The organism is Sulfitobacter sp. D7, assembly GCF_003611275.1.
Taxonomy (GTDB): Bacteria; Pseudomonadota; Alphaproteobacteria; order Rhodobacterales; family Rhodobacteraceae; genus Sulfitobacter; species Sulfitobacter profundi.
Window position 1 is genome coordinate 2,643,673 of the sequence record NZ_CP020694.1, and the last position, 21,583, is coordinate 2,665,255.

The following is a 21,583-nucleotide window of genomic DNA, read 5'->3' on the forward strand; positions in this document are numbered from 1 at the left end:
CCACACATGAAACACCTTCTTATCGGAACCGCGATCGCAGCCCTGACAGCCGGTCTTGCCCATGCCGAAACGTGGAAAATGTCGGCCGACGCGCCCGACGGCAACTATCTGACCCAGAACATCCGCGCCTTCGCCGATGACGTGGCCCGCCTATCGGATGGCGCGCTGGAAATCGACGTTGTGTCGAACTCGGTTCTGCTCAAGCGCCCCGAACTGAAGCGCGGCGTGCAGCGCGGCATCGTTCCCATCGGCGAAGTCCTTATCTCGGCGCTTGGCAACGAAGACGCGGTTTACTCTGCCGATGCCGTGCCGCTTTTGGCGACGACATTTGACGAGGCCCGCGCTCTTTGGGAAGCTTCCCGCCCGATCTACGAGGAAAAGCTGGCCGAAGATGGTCTGGTGCTGTTGTTTGCCGCCCCCTGGCCGCCGCAGGGCGTTTACATGAACCAGGAAGTCACCGACGCCGCCTCCTTCGAGGGTGTCAAGTTCCGCGCCTACAACCCCTCGACCGCGCGTCTGGCCGAGCTTTTGGGCGCCGTTCCCGCCACCATCGCCACTTCCGAGATCAGCCAAGCCTTCTCGACCGGGGTCATCAACGGCATGATCACCTCGCCCTCGACAGGTGTCGACAGCCAAGCATGGGACTTCGTGTCGCATTACTATGACGTTCAGGCCTTCCTGCCCAAGAACATGGTAATCGTGAACAAAGGCGCCTACGACGGCCTGTCTGACGAGGTGAAAACCGCGCTGCAAGAAGCGGCTGAACTGGCGGAAACCCGTGGCTTTGAGATGGCCGAGGAAGCCACTGGCGAAGCAACCAACACAATGGCCGACAATGGCATGAACGTCCTGCCGACCCCCGAAGGGCTGGCCAGCGACTTTGAAACCATCGCCGCGACGATGCGCGCGGAATGGCTGGAACAGGCTGGCGAAGAAGGTCAGAAAATCGTCGACGCGATGAACTGATCTCAGCAGGCCCGGGCAGTCGTTTGCCCGGGCATTTTCTACTAGACCGGGGAATTCGCCCCCTCCCCGCCCCCTTATTCGGAGCCCTCCGCCATGATGCTGACCCGCCATCTCTTCAACTTTTGCGGAGCCTTGGCCGCGCTGTCCTTGCTGGGGATCGCGGTCTTGATCCTGTCGCAGATTGGCCTGCGCCTGATGGGAAGCCAAATCCCGTCAGCCGATGATTTCGCGGCATGGGGGCTGAGTGCGTCGATCTTCCTCGCCCTGCCGGCCACGCTGATACGGGGCGATCATATTCGCGTCACATCGTTGCGGCAGTTGATGCCGGAACGTCTGGGTCATATCGCTGATATTCTGGCGGCGGCCTTTGCCGCCGTGATGATGGGTTGGGTCGCTTGGGCGATCTTTGGCTATGTCCACGAAAGCTGGACCTACAATGAAGTCAGCCAAGGCGTGGTGGCCGTTCCGCTGTGGTGGCCGCAATCCGCGATGGTGCTGGGGTCGGTGCTGTTTGCACTGGCCTTTGCCGAGCGCACCCTGCGCCTGATCCTCGGGCTGCCAGTCGAGAGCGACGATACAAACGAACAAGGTCGGGGCGAATAATCATGGATATTTTTCTGCAATCGGCCGTTCTGGTCGTGACCTTGCTTGTGCTTTTGGGCTTGGGCATCTGGGTTGGCGTGGCGCTGATGGCCTCGGGCGTCGTGATTTTCTTGATGTTCACCTCTACGCCGGTCGATGCGATCCTCGGCACCACCATGTGGGCCCATTCCGCCAGCTGGACTTTGACGGCGCTGCCACTGTTCATCTGGATGGGCGAAATTCTTTACCGCACACGTCTGGCCGAAGACCTGTTTTCTGGTCTGGCCCCATGGGTCGGGCGGCTGCCCGGCGGCTTGGCGCATGTCAACGTCGTGGGCTGCGGTATCTTTGCGGCGGTCTCGGGGTCTTCGGCTGCCACCACCGCAACCGTTGGCCGCATTTCCCTGCCAGAGCTGAAATCGCGCGGCTATGCCGACCGGCTTGCCATCGGTTCCTTGGCTGGATCGGGCACGCTTGGCCTGTTGATCCCGCCGTCGATCGTGATGATCGTCTATGGCGTCGCGGCCCAAGTGTCCGTGAACCGCTTGTTCATAGCGGGCGTGGTGCCGGGGCTGATGCTCATGGCGCTGTTTTCGGGCTATATCGCGATCTGGGCAAAGATGAACCCCGATGGCGTGCCAGACCCCGAACCCCGCATGCCCTTGGGTGAGCGCCTGCGCCGCCTGCGCATGTTGCTGCCGGTGGTGGGCTTGATCATCGGGGTCATCGGCTCGATCTATGCCGGTGTGGCCACCGCAACCGAGGCCGCCGCCATCGGTGTGGCCGGGGCGCTGATCATCGCGGCTTTTGGCCGGTCGCTGAACGCCGAGACCTTCGTCGCCTCGCTTCTGGGGGCCACCCGCACCTCTGCGATGATCGGGCTGATCCTGCTTGGCGCGGCCTTTCTCACCTCCGCGATGAGCTTCTCTGGCTTGCCCGGGCAACTGGCCGAACTCATTTCCGCCAGCGGGCTGAGCGCTGCGGGTTTGATCGCCGTGCTGACCGTGTTCTTCGTGCTCCTTGGTTGTTTCCTCGACGGGATCTCCATCGTTGTGCTGACGACTTCGGTTGTGATGCCCGCCGTGGCTGCCGTGGGGATCGATCCGGTGTGGTTTGGGATCTATCTGATCATCGTCGTCGAAATGGCGCAGATCACGCCGCCGCTGGGGTTCAATCTGTTTGTGATCCAGAGCCTGACTGGTAAATCGATCTTTGAGATTACCCGCATGATCATCCCCTATTTCATGATCTTGGTGCTGGCCGTGATCCTGCTGACGGCATTCCCCGGCATCGCGACGTGGCTTGTGGAACAAACGATTTAAAGGCTGATTTGATGACACACACCTCTCAATCCCTCCTCGACGCGGCCCGCGCCCGCGCTGCCGCGCCCGATTTCACCCGGACCTTCGATGATCCGGTCGAAGGCGAAGGGCCACTGTCGGGGCTGAACGTGGCGGTCAAAGACCTGTTCGACGTGCGGGGCCAAGTCACCCACGCGGGGTCGCTGGTCCGCAAAGGCACGTCGCCCGCCACCAAGGATGCCGCGGCGGTCGCGCGGCTGCGCAGCGCAGGCGCCGGGCTGATCGGCCACGCCAATATGACCGAGTTTGCCTATTCCGGCCTCGGCCTGAACCCACATTACGGCACCCCCCTCACCCCCTTGAGAGAAGGCTGTATCGCCGGCGGCTCGACCTCGGGCGGTGCCTCTGCCGTGGCGCGCGGCGTGGCAGACATCGCGCTTGGGACAGACACTGGCGGCTCTGCGCGTATCCCGGCGGCCTTTTGCGGGCTCTTCGGGTTCAAGGCCACGGCACAGACGATCTCCCGCGCGGGGGCGGTGCCGCTTTCCCATTCGCTTGATAGTGTCGGCGCGCTGACCCGAGAAGTCGGCCTGCTGCGCCCGGTTTTGAACGTGCTACGCGACCAACCGCTCGCCGCGTCTGCCGCGCCGCGTGCCGTCATCGTGCCGGAAAATTTCGGCATGGACGAATTGGACCCCGAGGTTGCCCAAGCCTTCGAAGCCGCCCTCGAAGCGCTTCAGGCATCTGGCGTGAGCCTACGTCGACAAACGCTCGACTTCTTCGATGACTACCGCGCCCTGCCCGTCTGGCAGTTCTCGGCAGTGGAATCCCGCGCCCATCACGGGGCGCATTTCGACGACGCCCGCGCAGAGCTTGATCCGCGTGTGGCATCACGTATGGCGCGGGCGGATGGTGTCACCGGGATCGAGTTTGCCCGCACGATAGCCGCGCGGGAAGCATTGATCGCACGGGCGGCGCATCTGTTTGGCGACACGCCGGTCGCCCTGCCGAGCGTGGCCATCATGCCGCCAAAGCTGGATGATCTGCGCGAGGATGCCACCTATGACCGCATCAATCTGCTGGCGCTGCGCAACACCAGCTTTGCGAATGTAATAGACGGCTGTTCGGTCAGCATGCCGATCACCAGCCACCCCGGCGCGGGGCTGATGCTGACCGCGTCTGCGGGACGGGATGCGATGTTGATCAATATGGCCGAAACATTGCAGGGCGCGCTTTGAGCGAAACGGCCAAGCGCCCCTCTGCCTATGTGGCCTTGGGCGCCCAGCGCTACCGTGTGACCCATGTCAGCGATCCCATGCTATCGGGTATTTCCGATGTCGCGGTCATAGGCGACAGGATCGTGGTCCTCAGACGGCAAGCGCCTGAATTGGTCATGCTCGGGCTGGACGGCACAATGTTGGGCGAAACCGCTGATCTGCCGCAGTTCGTTTGCGGCCATGGCCTGCGCGCGACCTCCGCCAGCCAAGTCGCCGCCACGGACATGGATGGCCACAAGGTCGTGCTGCTTGATGACACCTTACAAGAAACCGCCCGTATGGACTGCGCAGAGCATCCCGGCTTGGGGCGGCCCTTCAATCATCCCTGCGATTGCACCCAAGGTCCGGACGGACGCTATTATGTCGCTGACGGATATGGCAACAGCGCCGTTCATATCTTTGACCCGGCGCTGCGCCACCTCAAAACCTTTGGACATCCCGGGACCGAAGCGGGCGCGTTTTCGACCCCGCACTGCCTGTTGTTCGACAGCCAAGGCAGGCTCTGCGTGGTGGACCGCGAAAACAACCGCGTTCAGTTATTTGACCCCGAAGGCATCTGGCTGGGTCAGATCAAAGGCCTGCACAAACCAATGGCGCTGGCGTTGACATCCCAAGGCGTCTTGCTGGTCACTGACCAAACCCCGCGCCTGTCGGCATATGCCCCGAATGGTGAGCTGATTGGCCGCTGCCGTACTTTTTCAACCTATGGTCACGGATTGGCTGTGCAGGACGATGGCACCATCGTGATCGCCGAAATGAACCCAGATCGACTGACCCTGCTGACCCCCGTGCCCGATGCGAGGGTAGGTTGATATACCACGTTGGGTTTTGCGCGGTAGGGTCTAGTGGCGGCTCTTCGGCGCTGCCCGCCGTATTGGCCATGACTTGGATGCCAGCGCTCTAGTAGAGCTGTTTCTGCGCAGGGAATAACTTCACCTTGCGGCTGAGAAAGGCGAGCGACCTTGTGCCTCTCGCCTCCCTCTTTTCTCAAGCGTCCTTATTCAGGATCGCGGATCGTGATCGCCGGGTTCATCGGGAAGAAGTTATGCGGCATGATATGCACGGTCTTCCATTCGGTCGACATCACAGGCCAATCCTCGGTGCGGGGCACATGGTGGAAGCCTGCCGTGAACCACGTCACGATGTCCTGATCCTGTAATGGCGCGTCTTCTTTGACCCATTGCGCCAGCGTGTCTGAGCCGTCGCTTTGCAAAGCAAACTTACCGCCCGCATATCGTTCCTCAGGATCATGCACCGTGTTCCAAACCGAATTCTCGATATAGGCGTTGCGGATCATCGGGGGGTCGTTCTCAAAGTCGAAAGGCCCATAGGCGACGCTGCCGTGGTGGATCATGTAGCCCGGCTTGTGCCCCAACGGGCCTTTGCGGTCGGGGTTTTGCAGCATGAAGTAGCGCGGTTTGAACGAAGACACCTGATAGGTCGCCTCGGCCTCGGATCTGGGCATGTTGTGCTCAACCTTCCACAAGGACCTGCGCGGGCTGTCCTCGGCCACTTCGGCGGGGACGATGTCCATCGTCATGAAGCGGTTGCTGGGTTGGTCGATGTCGAAGTCGAGCCGGAAGTTAAAGTAGTGGTCATGGTTCGCCGCCACCAGATTGGGCGCGATCAGCGTGCCATACTCCGTTTCTCGCGCTGCCGAAGGATCATCCATCGACGTCGCATCGGCACCTTTCACACCATCGAGACCCGTGGCACCGATCTTGATCTCCATCTGGCCGTTCTGCTTGAAACGGTAGTCGATCAGATAGTCGTAATTGCCAACCTCTGACGCCGTACGCACGACCAGTTCCGTCTCGGGCCGACCTTCGGCGGGGGTGTATTGGTCGGGGCCTTGGGCAAAGACCTCAAAGTGTCGCCAAGCCGGATCACCGATGTTGCGCTCAAATATGCAGACCGCGTCGGGGATCTCCAGCGGCTGGCCATCGTCGCCCGCGATCATTGCTGGCAGGAAGGTCGCGTAAGAGGGGCAGTCGATCCCGGCCACCAGCGGGGTCAGGAACAGGCCAAAGCCGTACTCCCCACTGTCCATATAGGTCCGCCAATAGAGCCCAGCGCTTGGGTCCATATAGGGCACAAAAACTTCGGACAGATGCGCTTGATAGAGCAGCGTGCGCCACTCCTCGCCATCCTTCACGTCGATGTTCGACAGCACCGGACCGGGGCGTTTGTCGACCCGCAGGCGCATGCGCCACATATCCCATTCCAGCGCGCCATTGGCATAGGTGAAGTTCGGCCCGCCCTCTTGGGTCAGCACGGCGGGATTGGTCGCGGCGCGTTGTGGGGTCCGGGCCTCAATCTCCTCGCCGGTGTAGCCCCAGCCGTCCTCGGGGATCGCTACGTTGCCTTCGTCGATCACACGCAGCGCCTTGCCGCTTTGCAGATCGACCACAGCATAGATGTTCTCAATCGGCTTGGCATAGAAATTCGACCCTTCGGGCGAAACATAGCAAGGCACTTTCATCAAGCGCGTGCCGTCGTCTTCGTCAGAGAAGAAGTTGCCCGCAGTGAGCGGCAGGCAGAACACCTGATCCGGCGTCAGCCCGCGTTTCTCCAGCCCCGCGATCATGTCGGGATGCTCTAGTGCGGCGGTCATAGCATTGGCGAACTCGTTGAAAAGGATCATCGGCTGGCCTTCGGTGGGGGCGCTGCTTTCGATCTCTCCAGTGGTCAGGTTTACGATGGTTTCAACAAAACCGCTGTTGTCGGCGTTGGACATATGCACCATCGCGCGGCGGTCGAGCGTGTCGCCCTCGCTCCATGCCAGCACATCAGCCTTGGGCGGCTCGATCAACTCGATCAGCGGATAGAGCGTGTCATCCCCGGCCAGATCGCCTGCGCGCAGGATTTCATTGATCTTTTGGTATTCCTCACCGGAAAAACCATCAAGCGGGTGCGCGAATGACGCCCCACTGGTCAGGGCAAAGGCCGCGGCCCCGCCGAGTAGAGTTTTACGTAACATGCTGTCTCCCTTCATGTTTTTCTTGAAGGTGCCCGCCATAGCGGACACCGAATGATCGCCCTCGCCTCCCAGCGTCAGGCGAAAATTACCTGAATGTCGGTGTATTCTTTCAGCCCTTCTTCGCCGAACTCGACGCCGAAGCCTGACTTCTTGACGCCCCCGAAGGGCGCGTTGGGTTGGATCATGCCATGGCTGTTGATCCAGACCGAGCCGCATTCCATCCGTTTCGCCACCTCCTTGGCCGCCGCCTTGTCTGACGACCAGACAGACCCACCAAGGCCCACGTCCAGCGCATTGGCCTGCGCCAGCGCATCGTCCAGATCACTATAGCGAATGATCGGCAGCGCGGGGCCGAATTGCTCTTCGTAGACCAGCGGATCGTCGGCGCGCATCCCGGCGATGATCGTCGGTGGGTAGAACAGCCCCTCGCCCGGCTCTCCGCCAAGCAGCACCTGCCCGCGCTCTTTGGCCTGCGCCACCAAACGCGAGAGTTTGTCGAATTGCATCCGGTTCTGTACGGGGCCAAGAACGCTGTCCTCCTGCGTGCCTTCGCCCACTTTGATGTTGCGTGCATAGGCGACCAGCGCGTCGCAGACCGCATCGTGGATATCGTCGTGGACATAAAGCCGCTTCATCGCGGCGCAGGTCTGACCGTTGTTGATGAACGCCCCCCAGAACAGCCCTTCGGCAATCGCCTGTGGATCGGCATCGGGCAGGACGATGCCCGCGTCATTGCCGCCCATCTCAAGGGTCAGACGCTTCATCGTCTCGGCGCTGGATTGCATGACCTTCTGGCCCGTCCCGCAGGAGCCGGTGAAGACGATCTTGGCGATATCCTCATGCGCGGACATGGCCGCGCCCATGTTAAATGCACCATCGGCGGCGCTCACTGAATTAACCACGCCTGCTGGCAGTATTTCGTTCATCAACTCAATCATGCGCAGTGACGCGAGCGGTGTCATCGGGGACGGTTTGCTGACCACCGTATTGCCACTGCGCAGCGCGGGCAAAATGTGCCAGACCGCGATCAGCACGGGGAAGTTCCAAGGGGTGATCGACCCCACCACGCCCAGCGGCTTGCGGTACATCTCGACCCGGCCTTCGGGTGTGTCTTGCAGCACTTCCATCGGCAGCGACAGGCTCGCGGTATAGCGCGCCCAAGCGACCGCGCCGCCCAACTCCCATTGCGAACCGATGCCACCCAAGGGTTTGCCCTGTTCTGCAGTAATCAACTGCGCCAATTCCTCAGCATGCGCCTCGAGCGTGTCAGCCACGGCATTGCAGGCGGCGGCGCGCTCTTCGTCAGAGGTAGCGGACCAGCTTGGGAATGCCGCCTTCGCCGCAGCAACCGCCCGGTCTAATTCTGCCTGACCGGCATCCGGCGCCGTGCCTGCTTGGCCGCCCGTGCCGGGATTGGCCACGGGGAAACGCGCGCCCGTTTCAACCCGCGTACCGCCCGCGATCAGGCCGATGCTATCGATGGTGTCTTTCATGATGTCCTCCGTCATCCCGTTCCGGCACCGTGCCGAAACGCCTCCTCGGGTAAGAGGTTAGGCGCGGATCGGATGGGCATCTTGGGATAACGCGACAGCGCTATTGGACGATCGCGCCACCGTTGCGGACTTCTGCGACAACGGCACCGGGGGTCATGCCGTAACGCTGCCGGAACGCACGGTAGAAATGCGACAGATCGTTAAAGCCGCAGCCATAGGCGCAGTCGGTGACAGAGACCTCTTTGCCCCCGCGGCGAGAGAGTTCGGCGTGCGCTTGGGTCAAACGCAGGTGCAGCAGACGTTGACCCGGCGTTTCGCCCAAGGGTTCGAAATAGCGTTGCAGGCTGCGCAGCGATACGCCCAAATGCAGCGCCAAAGCGCTCGGCCCGAACTGAGGGTCGCGGTAGTGGCGGGTCATGAGTTGCAGAGCGCGCTCCATGACCTGCCCGCGTGCATCCAAGGTCTGGCTGCGCCGCTCGTGGAAATAGGCCCCCATCAGCCCATAGAACGCCTCGCTTAACTGTAACCCTGCCTCGGGCGGGCAGTGCAACATCTTGTAGAGCACTGCCCGCAGCGCCAGCCACAGCGGATCATTGCGGTCAATCGCCACACCGCCATCACAGATAGCGCCGAACCTGCCGATCATCTCATCCCGCGGAAGATGCACTGAAATTTGATGCGCCAACTGCCCGTCATAAACAAATTTCGATGGGCGCGTCGCGTCGACGATGAACATGTCACCGGGCCGCAAGAGGGTGGATGCGCCGCTTTGATGCACCACGCATTCGCCGACATCCTGTACCAGCATAAAGAAATATTCGCCCGGATCGCGCCGAATGCAGGTCTGTGTCCGGGCTGCTTCCTGAGCGTCGAGCGAGACCAGTGCGGCCTCAAAGCCGCCCATCCCCCGCTTGCGCGCCCGACCATGAGATGGCCCATCGCGGCGCGCGGGTTCCACCTCGAACGCACCGCAGATTTGCAGAATATCGTCGCGTAGCACTTCGATGGGCGTGGACCTTGTCGAGATTCGGCTCAGTGCTTTCACGATCCCATGCCCCCTAGAAACCGGCGTGTTGGTGCCTCTCGAAAAACGCTAACCCATCCGTTTGCATGCATCAAGCGCGGCAAAGCTCAGGTCCGTCGACGGTGGGCGGGACCTGAGCAACCGTTCTGGTGCCATCCTTCCGGCGGTTCTTGCAGGCCGCCGCGCCGGGAAAGGTTTGACCCGCGTTCCAGCCTAACACCGGCCCTCAATCGCGGATCAACCCCTGCCCGGAGGGCGCATCTCAGTTTACGAGGGCCTTGACCAACAACGTCGCTGCGGCCGCAAGGTAAATATCATTGCCATCGACGACATAGACTTCATTCCGGCCCGGGCGCGAAAGGCCGCGGGCGCGCCAGTTCTTGACGACGACGACATCCTGCTTGCGGAGACGCTGGCCAACCGCATGCCGATGGCGCTGCTGTTTCACCACCTTCACCTTGGCGCCGCGATCAACTCGGCTGTGTTGAAACTCCGCTCTGTCGGCCATTGCCGTCATCGGCACGAAGGCCACTGTGGTGGCTGCCAATAGCACGACAGTCGCGCATTTTTTCACCCGGTTTTGCATTGGGTCTCTCCTCTTTGCTTACGCATATTTAACGTCTGCCAGAGAGATTCCCGTCGCTGGCGCGGGGCAGTTTTTCGCCGTCAGCTATGCAAGAGCCGTGGACCTTGTAGCCGCTCCCAGCATTTGCGCAGGGGAAAGCATCCGATACGCAAAGGCCGTCGCGCTACACGCTTGCGGTCGCCTCCACCTCGGCTTTCAATCTATGCGCAGACCCTCCGGGGGTTGCGCCCCAGACCGTGATCCAGCGGTAGAAAATCGGCGTGAGAAACAAGGTGAACACGGTGGCAAAGCCCAAACCGCCGACGATCACCCAGCCCACGGCGATCCGGGCCTCCGCGCCCGCGCCAGAGGTCACGATCAGCGGCAGGCCCCCGAAAACAGTCGACACCATCGTCATCATCACGGGCCGGATGCGCAGGCGCAGCGCGCTTCGGATGGCGCTGTCGATGTCTTCGCCTGCTTCGCGCAGCTGATTGGCAAATTCGACGATCAGAATACCGTTCTTGGCCATGACCCCGATCAGCATCACAAGGCCGATCTGGCTGTAGTAGTTCAGCGATCCGCCCGTCATCGATATCGCCAGCAATGCGGCAGCCATCCCGAAGGGCACTGTCATCATGATCACCACCGCACTGGCAAAGCTCTCGAACTGGGCGGCCAGCACCAGAAGCACCACGATCAGCGCGACGCCGAAAACCATGTAGATACCGCTTTGGGAGCCGTCGAGCGTCGCGGCCTCTCCGGTGAAGGTGATGCCCATCCCATCGGGCAAAACCTCTTCGGAAAGTGTCAGCACCCGGTCCATCGCGGTGGACAGATCGACACCTTCGCCAAGGTTCGCCTGCATTGCGACGGACAGCGCTCCGCCCAAACGCTCGATCTGCGCGTCGCTTACCACCGTCTCGAGCGAGGCAACCGCGGACAGCGGTACATAGGCGCCACTGTCGAGGCGGATGGACATGGAGGCGATGTCAGACGGATCGTCAATCGGCGGGCCACCGGGGACGACGTTCACATCCACTTCGACATCATCCGAAAAGACGCTGACTGCCACATCGCCCTGAACCATGGCGCGCACGAGGGAGGAGACATCGGAACTGTTGAGCCCCATATCGCCAGCGGCGCTGTCGTCTACCGTGACTTCCAATTGCGCGGTCACGCTGTTGTTGGACAGTTGCGGGTTCAGAAAAGTCGCATCCTGGGCCATCGCCGCCGTGAGCCTGTCTGCGGCTTCGGTCATTTCAGCCAGATTGGTGCCGGTCACCGCGAAACTCAGCCCGCCACCCGCGCCACGAATGTTAAGGCTGTTGGTCGACCGTGCGCTCACCTGCACGCCGGGGACCGCAGACAACTGGCCACTGATCTGCGCGATCAACTCCTGCTGGGCAAAGTCACGCTCGGCCCAATCCGGCAGGCGGACGACGATGAACGCACTGGTGCCGCCGCCGACGCCAATAATGCTTTGCACGGTCTCGATCTGCCCGCTCTCTCGATACGGGGCGAGGATGTCTTCGACCATCGAGATCTGCGTATCGAGGTAATCGATCGTCGTGTCCGATGCACCGCGTGCCTGTACGAGAAAGAAGCCTCGGTCTTCCTCTGGCGTGACGGTGGAAGGCAATGTCATCGCGGCCCCCACGGCGATCATGGCAAAGCCTATGGCGATCGACAGAACCAGCAGCGGCGTGCGGATGGCGAAATCCATCACCCGGTCAAAGCCGCGCGCCAATGCGCCCGGCGTGGCGGCTTCTGCGTCGCCCAAGGTTTTGCCCGGGTCCAAGAGAGCCGACAGGACGGGCGCAAGGGTGAGCGCCGTGATCGACGACAGGGTAACGGCAAAGGCCAGCACGAAGCCGAATTCAGAAAAGACGCCCCCCGCCTGCCCCGGCAGGAAGGAAATCGGAATGAAAACGGCGGCAAGCGTGGCGGTGGTGGAGATCACGGCGAAGAATACCTCGTTCGTGCCCGAGGCCGCGGCGGCAAAAGCTCCCATGCCGGACTTGCGCTTGCGCACGATATTCTCGACCACGACGATGGCATCATCGACAACCATCCCCGTCGCCAATACCAGCGCCAGAAGGCTGATCGTGTTGACCGAAAACCCCGTAAGCCAGATCGCGGCAAGCGTCCCGATCAAAGCCACGGGGATCGTAACCGCGGGGATCAGCGTGGCCCGTGGGGAGCGCAGGAACAGAAAGATCACGACCACCACGATGCCGGTCGCCATGAGGATGGATTTGACGACCTCGTTGATCGACCCTTCGATGAAGATACCGTCGTTCGAGGTGACCAACAGTTGCACGCCTTCGGGAAGTTGCGCCTGCAATTCCTCGACTGCGGTGCCCACATCGCGCGAGATTTCCAGCGTGTTGCCAACCGATTGCCGGGTGATATCCAGACCGATGGCTGTCTCACCATTCACGCGGGTATAGACGTTGGCGTCTTCGGGCGCCAGTTGCACAAAGGCGATATCCGCGACCTGGGTCGTGTCATTGATCGGCAATTGGTTGATGGTCTCGACGGTGACATCCTTGCTGCCCACCCTGAGCGAGAGGGTCTGCGTTTCGCTGGAAAGCGAGCCCAGTGCGGTGTCGTCGCGCAGCTGCGCGAGTGCTGTGGAGACATCAAAGATGGTCAACCCCCGGCTCAGCAAAGACGGCATGCTCACCGCCACGCGGAACTCATTGGCACGGTCACCGCGCAGGGTCACCTCGGCAATGCCATCGATCAGGGAAAGCCGTTCATAGACAGCCCCTTCCGCCAGTTGGGTCAGCGTGTCGAGGCTGGCATCGCCAAGCAGCGCAAGGCGAATGATCGCATCCGCATTGCTGTCGCTTTTGCTGACGCTGGGGTCTTCGATATCGTCGGGCAAGGACCGCAAGGCGCCCGATACGATCTCGCGCGCCTCATTGGCAGCAACGTTGACGTCGGTGCCATCCGACAGGTCAATGGTGATCCGGCTCGACCCCATGCTCGACGTGGATTCGATATAGGACATGCCATCAAGCGCGCTGAGCGCGTCTTCGAGGACTTGTGTCACTTCGGTGTCTACCGTGCTTGGCACCGCACCTTCGTAGTCGGTTCTGACAGAAAGCACGGGCTGGTCCACATCTGGCATCTCGCGGATGTCGACACTGGTATAGGCCGCCAGCCCGGCGATGATGATCAGCAGGTTCAGCACGATCCCGAAGATGGGACGCGCCACGAAAACATCCGCGAAACCGGCCTTGTGCGCTTTTTTCTCGAAACTCATGCGTCTGGCCCCCCGCGCGCGCCAGCGGCGCTAACCTGCGCGCCTTCACGCAGCTTCGCCGCGCCCTCGGCCACGATCTGCGCGCCCAAGGGGGCTTCGGTTTCGACCCAGACCTGATCACCCTCGCGGTAGCGGATGGTGACAGGGACACGGGCGGTGCTGCCCTCATCGGCGACCCAGATGCCCGCGCCGCTTCGATCCCATGTGATGGCGGTTGCAGGCACAACGGGCAGCGGGTCGGTCTCTTCGGTCATGCGGATGGCAAAGGTCATACCGGCAAGCAGCAGCCCCTCGGGGTTCTCGATCTCGGCCTCTACCGTCGCACTGCGGGTCACGCTGTCGAGACGGCTGTCAAAGGCGGTGATCGTCCCCTCGAAAATGCGCCCCGCATAGGTGGGCGTGGAGACGAGAACCGGTTTGCCCTCGGCCAAAAGACCGATGGAGCGTTCTGGCACTTCGAATGTGGCAAGCAGGCGGGTGGTGTCGTCGATGGTCACGATGGCCTCCCCGCTCGACAAGCGATCGCCCAGACTAATATCGCTCAGCCCCAAACGGCCAGAGATCGGCGCTTTGATCGTGCGGTCATCCAACGCCACTTGGGCCAGCCCCACATTGGCTTCGGCCAAGCGCAAGGCGACCCGCGCTTCGGAAAGGCTTACGTCGGTGACCACGGAACTGCCGTTGCTGCGCAGCCCCTCATAGCGGGTAACGGTGTCCTGCGCCTGATCGCGGTTGGCCTCGGCGATTTCTAGCGCCAGCCGTTCGGTGCGGTCGTCCAGTTTCAGCAAGACATCGCCCTTTTCCACCATCGTATTGGCGGCAAGCGCGGTTTCGACCACCTCGCCCGCATCGGTTGCGGTCACTTCCGTCTGGCGAAGGGACACCGCGCTGCCCACCGTGCGCAGGACGAGCGTATATGCGCGCGCCTCCAGCGGCGTCAGCACAACGGTTGTCGCCCGTCCTTGCCCGCCGCGCCGCCCGGGCCGCGCGTTCTGAGGCGCATCATCCGTCTGGGTGACACTGCCGCCCCAAAGCTGCGCAACCTCATCGGGCACGCCGAATGCGATGCCATATGCGCCTGCAATGATGACGATGGAGACGACGGCGTAGATTAATCTTTTCAAAGTCTTCAGGCTCCTGAAAGGCGCTGTGGGGGAAAGTTTCATGGCCTTGCCAAACCGCCCCCCATGTCAGAACAACCCGGCCTCGAACGAAGGCGTGGCTGAGCGATTTAAACAGTGGCGAGCGGTGCGAAATTGGGTGTTGGAAAGGTCCCTGCGATACATGTGCTTCTTCTCAAACGGCGGACGAAGAATATTCCGTCGCAAAAATATTGCCGTTCCGATGAAAAATGTCGGTTCCCCTCGACCCGTGGGCCAAACTCCCCATGCGCGGCGTTCACGTCAACTGCTCCTTTCTTCGGCTCGGCCATGCCCGATCTTGCCTTTCGCAGTTAATTAGCCTACTAACTGTTAGCATGCGGTTCGACACAGTAAAATTACATTATCTGCTCCATGCAGCCACTCTGGTGGAGGAAAAGCTGCGCCACCGACTTTCCGAAATCGGCATATCGCCCCGTCAGGCCCGCGTGATCGACGCACTTGCCCGAATGGGCGCCGTTTCGCAAATCACCCTCGCCCGCGAGTTCGCCATTACACCCGCCAGCATGAGCACCATGACCGCGCGGCTGATCGCGGCAGACATCATCACCCGCAAAGTCGATCCGACCGAAGTGCGCAGCAATATCGTGGAACTGACACCGCGCGGGCGCGCGTTGCTGGCAGATATCCATGCCGCTTGGCGCGATATCGACACGCTGATCGCTGAGACACTGGGCGCGGAGGATGCCGCCGCGCACGCCACGCTCAATCGCCGCCTCCGAGACCGCCTTGGCGGCAAGGTGCCCGGCTTGGCGTCCGACAACACTCACAAGTAACGAGACAGGAGACCCTGCGATGAGATTTCTACGTTCCTGCGCAATCTGCGCAGTTTTCACACCGGCAGCCGCGTTTGCGCACCCCGACGCGCATTCGGTGGCGGATGCCGCGCTGGTCAGCCCCGCCGAGATCGTGGATTGCACGCTCGAGACCGGAGAGACTGCACAATGCGCGCGCTATGTGGTGAAATATCTGCCCGACGACCTTGAGATCGGTCCGTTCTGTCCGGCGACCTTGGAGGACAAGGGCGGCATTTGGCACTGGGACGGCGATGAGGCGGGGCTCTACCGGATTGACGGCGATTTCCTGCGGATGCTGGACGCGCAGGGCTACACCTTCTTCAACGCAGACGGAGAGGTCTATTCTTTCGACATTCGCATCGAAGGGCCGACCGAGGCGCATGAGTGCATCCAAGGTTCGGTCGATCCCGATGTCGAAATGACGGTCCTCATTCCGACGAACCCGGTGATGGCGGATGAGCCGACCAGCCTTGGCACTGTTGCAAAGGTCGGCATCGGGTTGGACGGCGTCCCGATCTTCGCCGACGCCCCTTCGGTGCTGGAAACCGGGCATATGCCCGCGCTCGATACCTGCGGCGGCCATGTCGACCCGGGCGGCTGGTACCACTGGCATGCGACCGCTACGGATGTGAACGCGATCTATGACTCCGAAGGCGTCGATGCGGAATGTGTGAACGTCGCTCAGGATCAGACGGCACAGTTTGGCTATGCCTTTGACGGGTTCGCGATGTTTGGCCCGCTGAACCACGACGGTTCCCTTCCCGATGATCTGGATGACTGCGGCGGCCATGTCGGCCTGACCGAAACGGACGGAGAGGCCGAGTATCACTATCACGCGGGCAACACCTTTCCGAACCTGCCTGCCTGTCTGGCAGGCGTGGTCGCGCAGGACAACTTCGCGACCAATGCGGCAAACGGCATCGGGTCTGCGAATGCTGGCGGTGGTCCCGGCGGGCCGGGCGGAGGCCCAGACTTTGACGCGGTTGCCGAGACCCTCAACGTGGATGCCGAAACCCTGCGACAGGCCATGGAAGACGCAGGCGGGCGTGGCGCCGATCTGGCCAAGGTCGCAGAGGCTTTGGGGGTCGATGAAGACGCCCTGCGTGCAGCCATGCCCGCGCCTCCGCAACAGTGATGGAAGGCAGGGTCTGAGCTATCAACCCAGCCCTCGCGTGTCTCGCCCTGCCCCCGCTCGGGGCGGTGGCGGACAGGTGAGGGCTGGTCAGTCGGCTTAGCAGATGTGGAACGCCCGCCCTCCGGGGTCACTGGTTGCGCATCCGCGCTTTGAATTCTGATATGTCAAAGTACCACCATCGCCGCTCAACCCACGCATTTCGAATGCCCCGCCCAGAGCCATCGCGTCAAAAACCAACTACAACAGATGCTTGAACACGCCGAAGAGTTCGCGCTGTGTTGAGATGACGAGCTTGCGGTAAAGGTTCCGACGATGGACCTTGCAGGTTTCCGTCGCGATATCGAGCAGTTTCGCAGCGGAGGCATTCGAATGGCCCTGCAGCACCAACCCCGCGATCTGCGCCTCCCGCAGGGTTAGACCGATGCTCAGGCGATCCGCAGCATGGCTTCTGATGGCATCGGACAGCGGGGGGCGGGCCGTTCCGGGCTGGTCGACGGGGGCCGGGGCCACGGCAATGCAATGCTGCGCCAGAAGCTCCAGCAACAAGGGCGCATAGCTTTCCACGCTGCGAAGCTCACTGCGCCGAAAAGGCCCCTGCCCATCCCGCCTGCTCAGCGACAGATGCGCAACGCCGCCATCCTGTAGTGGGATGAGCAGACCAACCTCGTCACAAAGCCCGGTGCCCCGGTAATATTGCAGATAATATTCGCTGGAAAAGAAACGGTCCGGCGCGATGTCGGCCAAACGAAACAGCCCGCCCTCCTTCGGCAGGCTGCGATACAGATAGAAGGGGTCAAAGGCATAGCTGCTCTCCATATAGTCTTCGAGAGGCCGCCCGATCAATTTGCCCGGCTCGATCCAGTGATCCAGCAGTAAGGGCGGTTGGTCCGCATCAAAGCGCAACATCAAGAAGGTGCCGAAGGCGATGCGGGTGCTGAAAAAGGTCTTATAGGCCTCGAAAAAAGATGGGCTGCCGACGGCCCGAAGCGCATCGCGCAATTGCTCAATCGCCAAATTTGTCAGCCTATCGCCCAAAGATACTCCAAAATCTGATCAAAATCTCAAGAACACTACCCCACAAGGGGTATATTCACCAATTACTATTGGCGCAATCATGCAGGGCAAGCTTTGCTCAAAACCAAGAACCGAATTGGGCGATCAGGGGGAAAGATGACCAAGGCAATCACCGCACAGGCACTGCGCAAAGTGTATCCCGGCAACCCGCCGGTCGAAGCGCTCGCGAGTATCGACCTCGAAATTCAGGACAACGAATTCTTCACGCTGCTGGGCCCTTCGGGCTGTGGCAAGACGACCTTGCTGCGACTGATCGCGGGGTTTGAGCATCCCACATCCGGCAGGCTGGACATGTTCGGCGAAAGCCTGCTCGCGTTGCCCCCCTACAAACGCCCCATCAATACCGTCTTTCAAAACTACGCCCTGTTTCCTCATATGACCGTGGCCGAAAACATCGGCTTTGGCTTGCAAATGCTCGGCACGCCCAAATCCGCGATCAACTCGACCGTCGAAGAGATGATGGAACTTGTGCAGATGACCCAGATGGCGGATCGACAGACCAGCCAGATCTCCGGCGGGCAACAGCAGCGCGTCGCCCTCGCCCGCGCTCTGGCGCCACGGCCCAAGATCCTGCTGCTGGACGAACCGCTGAGCGCCTTGGACTTCAAACTGCGCAAGAAAATGCAACTGGAGCTAAAACGGCTTCAGACCGAAACCGGCATCACCTTTATCTTCGTGACCCACGACCAGGAAGAGGCGCTGACCATGTCGGATCGCATCGCGGTCATGTCCAACGGCGCGGTGCGTCAGGTCGGACGCCCACGCGAGATTTACGACCGTCCTGCAGACCGGTTCGTGGCGGATTTCATTGGCGATACCAACTTCTTACCGGCTGAAATCATTGGCCGCGAGGGGGAGAGCGCTCAGTTGCGTCTGCCTTCAGGCAAGCTTGTGCAGGCCCATGCGAATGAAGCCGCCACGGGCCGGGTCACGCTGGCCCTGCGACCGGAACATGCGGAATTGACCTCCGAAGCCGATGGCCTCTTGGCCGGGAGCCTGCGCGAGGTGGTCTATTTCGGGACCGATACGCATTTTCACGTCGGCCTCGACGATGGCAGCGAATTTGTACTGCGCCAGCAAAATGGCCCCACGGTCACGCATTCCTATGTGACGGGCGATCGGGTTGGGGTGTCCTTCCCCGCCGGTGCCGCTCAGGTTCTGAGGGACTGACCCATGGCAGAGCTTTCAAACACCGTTGCAAAACGCGCCGCCCGAAACCGCTGGCTGCTGCTGACGCCCGCGCTGATCATCCTGATCTTTGCCGCCAGCGGGCCGCTGCTGATCACGTTGTTCTATTCCTTCCTCACCCCCGGCGACTATGGCGGGGTAGTCTGGAATTTCTCGACCGATGCGTGGTTTGGCGTGCTGATGCAGCGCGATATCTTCGACGACACATTGGGCTGGTCGGATGCCCATCTCAGCATCTTCTGGCGGTCGCTCAAATTGTCGATCCTGACAACGCTCGCCTGTTTGTTCTTTGGTTTCCCCACAGCTTACTTCATCGCCACACGGCCGAAAAAGCAGCGCGAATTCTGGATGTTGCTGATCATCATCCCCTTTTGGACGAACCTGCTGATCCGCACCTTCGCCATTCTGGAATTGATCCGCAACGAGGGCACCGTGAACTCAATCCTCATCGCGCTTGGTATCATTGATGAGCCGATCCAGATGCTTTTCACCGAGTTTTCGATCATTTTGGGCATGGTCTATGTCTATCTGCCGCTGATGGTTCTGCCGATCTATGCCTCGCTTGAGCGGTTGGATTTCCGGCTCGTCGAAGCAGGCTATGATCTTTACGCCACCCGCTTTCACGTGCTGCGCCGGGTGATCTTGCCGCTGGTGAAACCGGGGGTGATCGCGGGGTCGATCCTTGTGCTGGTGCCCTCGCTTGGGGCTTATGTCACGCCGCGCGTCATGGGCGGTGGCAATCAATTAATGATCGGCAATCTGATCGAATTGCAATTCGGACAGGGGCGCAACTGGCCCTTGGGCGCGGCGCTGTCGATCACCCTGCTGGCTATCGTGATGGTGGCGCTGCTGGCCTATGTCCGCGCCGCCGGAAATGAGGAGGTGCAGCATGGCTAATCGCGGGTTCGACATTCGCAAGCTTACGGGCTTTTCCAGCATCGCGATGGCGTGTTTTTTCATGCTCTACATGCCGATCATCCTGCTGGTGGTCTATTCCTTCAACGCGGGCACCTCCATCGCGATCTGGGAGGGGTTTTCGTGGCGCTGGTACGCCTCGGCTTGGGACAACGAAATGGTCCAAGAGGCCACGGTGCGCAGCCTTATCATCGCGGTCTCTGCCGCGGCCATCTCAACCAGTGTCGCTGTGCTTGCAGCCCTCGGCACCACCCGCACAGGCAAGTTTCGGGGGCAGACCACGGTCTTTGCGCTGATCCACCAGCCGCTCATGGTGCCCGAGATTGTCACGGCAGTGGCGCTGCTGATCTTCTTTGCCTCGATCAAGGTCGTGACGGGCTATACTGGGCTGATGTATCTGATCATCGCGCATTCCGCATTCTGCATCCCTTTCGCCTATCTGCCGATCAGAGCGCGGCTGCAGGGCATGGACCTGACCCTCGAACAGGCGGGGGCGGATCTCTATGGCACGCCGTTTCAGGTTTTCCGCCATGTGACCCTGCCCCAGCTTTGGCCGGGCATCCTCGCCGGGGCGATGCTGGCCTTTGTCATTAGCCTTGATGACGTGGTCATTACCGAATTTGTGAAATCCGCCGGGCAGGACACCCTGCCGACCTATATGCTGGGCCAACTACGGCGGGTGGTGACACCTGAGATCAATGCGATTTCAACTGTTCTGTTGATGATCTCGGTGACGATGGTGATCGCCTATACCCTGCTCAGCAAAGTCAAAAAATAATTAACCAACGGGAGCTAGACATGAAAAAGACACTGACGGCACTCACGCTCATCCTCGCGGGGCCTGCCATGGCCGAAGGCGAGTTGAACATCTACAACTGGGGCAACTACACCAGCCCCGACATGATCGAAAAGTTCGAGAAAGAGACCGGCATCAAGGTCACCATCACGGACTATGACAGCAACGATACGGCACTGGCCAAGATCAAAGCGGGCGGTCACGGCTTTGACATCGTCGTGCCCTCGGGCACCTATGTCCCGATTTTCGTGGGCGAAGGGCTGCTGATGGAAAGCAAGCCCAACGAGATGGAGAACTTCAAGAACATGGACCCGCAGTGGGTCGATGTGGAATTCGATCCGGGCCGCAATTACACCGTGCCATGGCAGTGGGGGACCGTCGGGGTGACGGTGAACACCGCGGTCTATGATGGCGACATCAATACCGCCGCCGTGATCTTTGACCCGCCAGAAGAGCTGAAGGGCAAGATCAATGTGGTGCCCGAGATGAATGACGTGATGGGCATGGCGATCCACTTTGCGGGCGGTGAGCAATGCACAGCCGACAAGGAAATGCTGAAAAAAGTCCGCGACATCCTGCGCGAGGCCAAGCCCAATTGGTTGTCGATGGACTACGGCAATATCGAGAAATACGCCAAGGGTGACCTCGCCGCCGGGGTGAACTGGAACGGCGCATCCTTCCGAGCGCGCAACCAAAACCCCGACATCGCCTTCGGCTACCCGCAAGAGGGCTATCCAGTCTGGATGGACAATGCCGCGATTTTGGCGGACGCGCAGAACGTCGAAGAAGCCAAGACCTTCCTCAACTTCATCATGGACCCGGAAAATGCTGCGATGCTGTCTGAGTTCGCCCGCTATGCCAACGGCATCAAGGGCTCAGAGGCGTTCATGCCAGAAGACATGAAGTCCGCGCCCGAAGTGGTCGTGCCCGAAGACCTGAAGGGCGCCGCCTATGTCGCCAAGGTCTGCCCGCCCGAGGCGCAAAAGCTCTACACCGCGATCTGGACCGACCTTCAGAAATAACGCGCGCTTTGTTCGATAAACACATTGCGCCCCG

General features: G+C 61.0%; 18 protein-coding genes. 11 read left to right on the top strand and 7 right to left on the bottom strand.

Going from position 1 to position 21,583, the window contains the following annotated elements:
- Positions 1-6: 6 nt before the first annotated feature.
- From B5M07_RS12800 to B5M07_RS12820, 5 genes are all read left to right on the top strand, one after another.
- Positions 7-966 carry a TRAP transporter substrate-binding protein gene (locus tag B5M07_RS12800; protein ID WP_120351599.1) on the top strand — a complete coding sequence of 320 codons (960 nt, stop codon included), beginning with the start codon at positions 7-9 and terminating at the stop codon, positions 964-966.
- A gap of 93 nt (positions 967-1,059) precedes the next feature.
- The gene (locus B5M07_RS12805; RefSeq protein ID WP_067627084.1) at positions 1,060-1,569 is read left to right on the top strand and encodes a TRAP transporter small permease; all 510 of its coding nucleotides are present in this window, start codon (positions 1,060-1,062) and stop codon (positions 1,567-1,569) included.
- Between the two features lie 2 nt (positions 1,570-1,571).
- Entirely contained in the window at positions 1,572-2,870 is a 1,299-nt protein-coding gene (locus B5M07_RS12810) for a TRAP transporter large permease (RefSeq protein WP_120351600.1), read from the top strand.
- A gap of 11 nt (positions 2,871-2,881) precedes the next feature.
- Entirely contained in the window at positions 2,882-4,087 is a 1,206-nt protein-coding gene (locus B5M07_RS12815; RefSeq protein WP_120351601.1) for an amidase family protein, read from the top strand.
- Positions 4,084-4,938 carry a peptidylglycine monooxygenase gene (locus tag B5M07_RS12820; RefSeq protein ID WP_120351602.1) on the top strand — a complete coding sequence of 285 codons (855 nt, stop codon included), beginning with the start codon at positions 4,084-4,086 and terminating at the stop codon, positions 4,936-4,938. The genes B5M07_RS12815 and B5M07_RS12820 overlap by 4 nt, the downstream gene beginning before the upstream one ends.
- A 185-nt stretch (positions 4,939-5,123) precedes the next feature.
- On the opposite strand, the gene B5M07_RS12825 is transcribed toward B5M07_RS12820, so the two are convergent.
- The 6 genes from B5M07_RS12825 to B5M07_RS12850 all read right to left on the bottom strand — a co-directional run bounded on the left by B5M07_RS12825 (position 5,124) and on the right by B5M07_RS12850 (position 14,586).
- Positions 5,124-7,106: a copper amine oxidase gene (locus B5M07_RS12825; protein WP_162931867.1), complete on the bottom strand. Its 1,983-nt coding sequence runs from the start codon at positions 7,104-7,106 to the stop codon at positions 5,124-5,126.
- A gap of 74 nt (positions 7,107-7,180) precedes the next feature.
- The gene (locus B5M07_RS12830; RefSeq protein ID WP_254693928.1) at positions 7,181-8,599 is read right to left on the bottom strand and encodes an aldehyde dehydrogenase family protein; all 1,419 of its coding nucleotides are present in this window, start codon (positions 8,597-8,599) and stop codon (positions 7,181-7,183) included.
- A 100-nt stretch (positions 8,600-8,699) separates the two neighbouring features.
- A complete protein-coding gene (locus B5M07_RS12835; RefSeq protein ID WP_120351603.1) occupies positions 8,700-9,644 on the bottom strand; it encodes a helix-turn-helix domain-containing protein in 945 nt (314 codons plus the stop codon).
- Between the two features lie 241 nt (positions 9,645-9,885).
- Positions 9,886-10,209, bottom strand: coding sequence for an RcnB family protein (locus tag B5M07_RS12840; protein WP_120351604.1), 324 nt, complete (start codon positions 10,207-10,209; stop codon positions 9,886-9,888).
- Between the two features lie 163 nt (positions 10,210-10,372).
- A complete protein-coding gene (locus tag B5M07_RS12845; RefSeq protein WP_120351605.1) occupies positions 10,373-13,462 on the bottom strand; it encodes an efflux RND transporter permease subunit in 3,090 nt (1,029 codons plus the stop codon).
- On the bottom strand, positions 13,459-14,586 hold the full coding sequence (locus B5M07_RS12850) for an efflux RND transporter periplasmic adaptor subunit (protein WP_120351606.1): 1,128 nt from the start codon (positions 14,584-14,586) through the stop codon (positions 13,459-13,461). Before B5M07_RS12850 ends, B5M07_RS12845 begins: the two co-directional genes overlap by 4 nt.
- Positions 14,587-14,939: 353 nt before the next feature.
- Between B5M07_RS12850 and B5M07_RS12855 the strand changes: the two genes are divergently transcribed.
- Positions 14,940-15,398 carry a MarR family winged helix-turn-helix transcriptional regulator gene (locus B5M07_RS12855; RefSeq protein ID WP_162931868.1) on the top strand — a complete coding sequence of 153 codons (459 nt, stop codon included), beginning with the start codon at positions 14,940-14,942 and terminating at the stop codon, positions 15,396-15,398.
- A 19-nt stretch (positions 15,399-15,417) separates the two neighbouring features.
- Complete coding sequence (locus B5M07_RS12860; protein WP_162931869.1) at positions 15,418-16,554, top strand: YHYH protein; 1,137 nt, start codon at positions 15,418-15,420, stop codon at positions 16,552-16,554.
- Positions 16,555-16,791: 237 nt separating this feature from the next.
- Here B5M07_RS12860 and B5M07_RS12865 read toward each other — a convergent pair whose 3' ends face one another.
- Positions 16,792-17,589 (bottom strand): helix-turn-helix transcriptional regulator, encoded by a 798-nt coding sequence (locus tag B5M07_RS12865; RefSeq protein ID WP_120351609.1) that lies wholly within the window; start codon positions 17,587-17,589, stop codon positions 16,792-16,794.
- 135 nt (positions 17,590-17,724) lie between these two features.
- Here B5M07_RS12865 and B5M07_RS12870 point away from each other — a divergent pair, with 135 nt between their 5' ends.
- The 4 genes from B5M07_RS12870 to B5M07_RS12885 are packed head-to-tail and all read left to right on the top strand — an operon-like array spanning position 17,725 to position 21,549.
- Entirely contained in the window at positions 17,725-18,798 is a 1,074-nt protein-coding gene (locus B5M07_RS12870; RefSeq protein ID WP_120351610.1) for an ABC transporter ATP-binding protein, read from the top strand.
- 3 nt (positions 18,799-18,801) lie between these two features.
- Positions 18,802-19,713, top strand: coding sequence for an ABC transporter permease (locus B5M07_RS12875; RefSeq protein ID WP_120351611.1), 912 nt, complete (start codon positions 18,802-18,804; stop codon positions 19,711-19,713).
- Positions 19,706-20,509, top strand: coding sequence for an ABC transporter permease (locus B5M07_RS12880; RefSeq protein WP_067626923.1), 804 nt, complete (start codon positions 19,706-19,708; stop codon positions 20,507-20,509). Before B5M07_RS12875 ends, B5M07_RS12880 begins: the two co-directional genes overlap by 8 nt.
- A gap of 20 nt (positions 20,510-20,529) precedes the next feature.
- On the top strand, positions 20,530-21,549 hold the full coding sequence (locus tag B5M07_RS12885) for an ABC transporter substrate-binding protein (RefSeq protein ID WP_120351612.1): 1,020 nt from the start codon (positions 20,530-20,532) through the stop codon (positions 21,547-21,549).
- Positions 21,550-21,583: the final 34 nt, after the last annotated feature.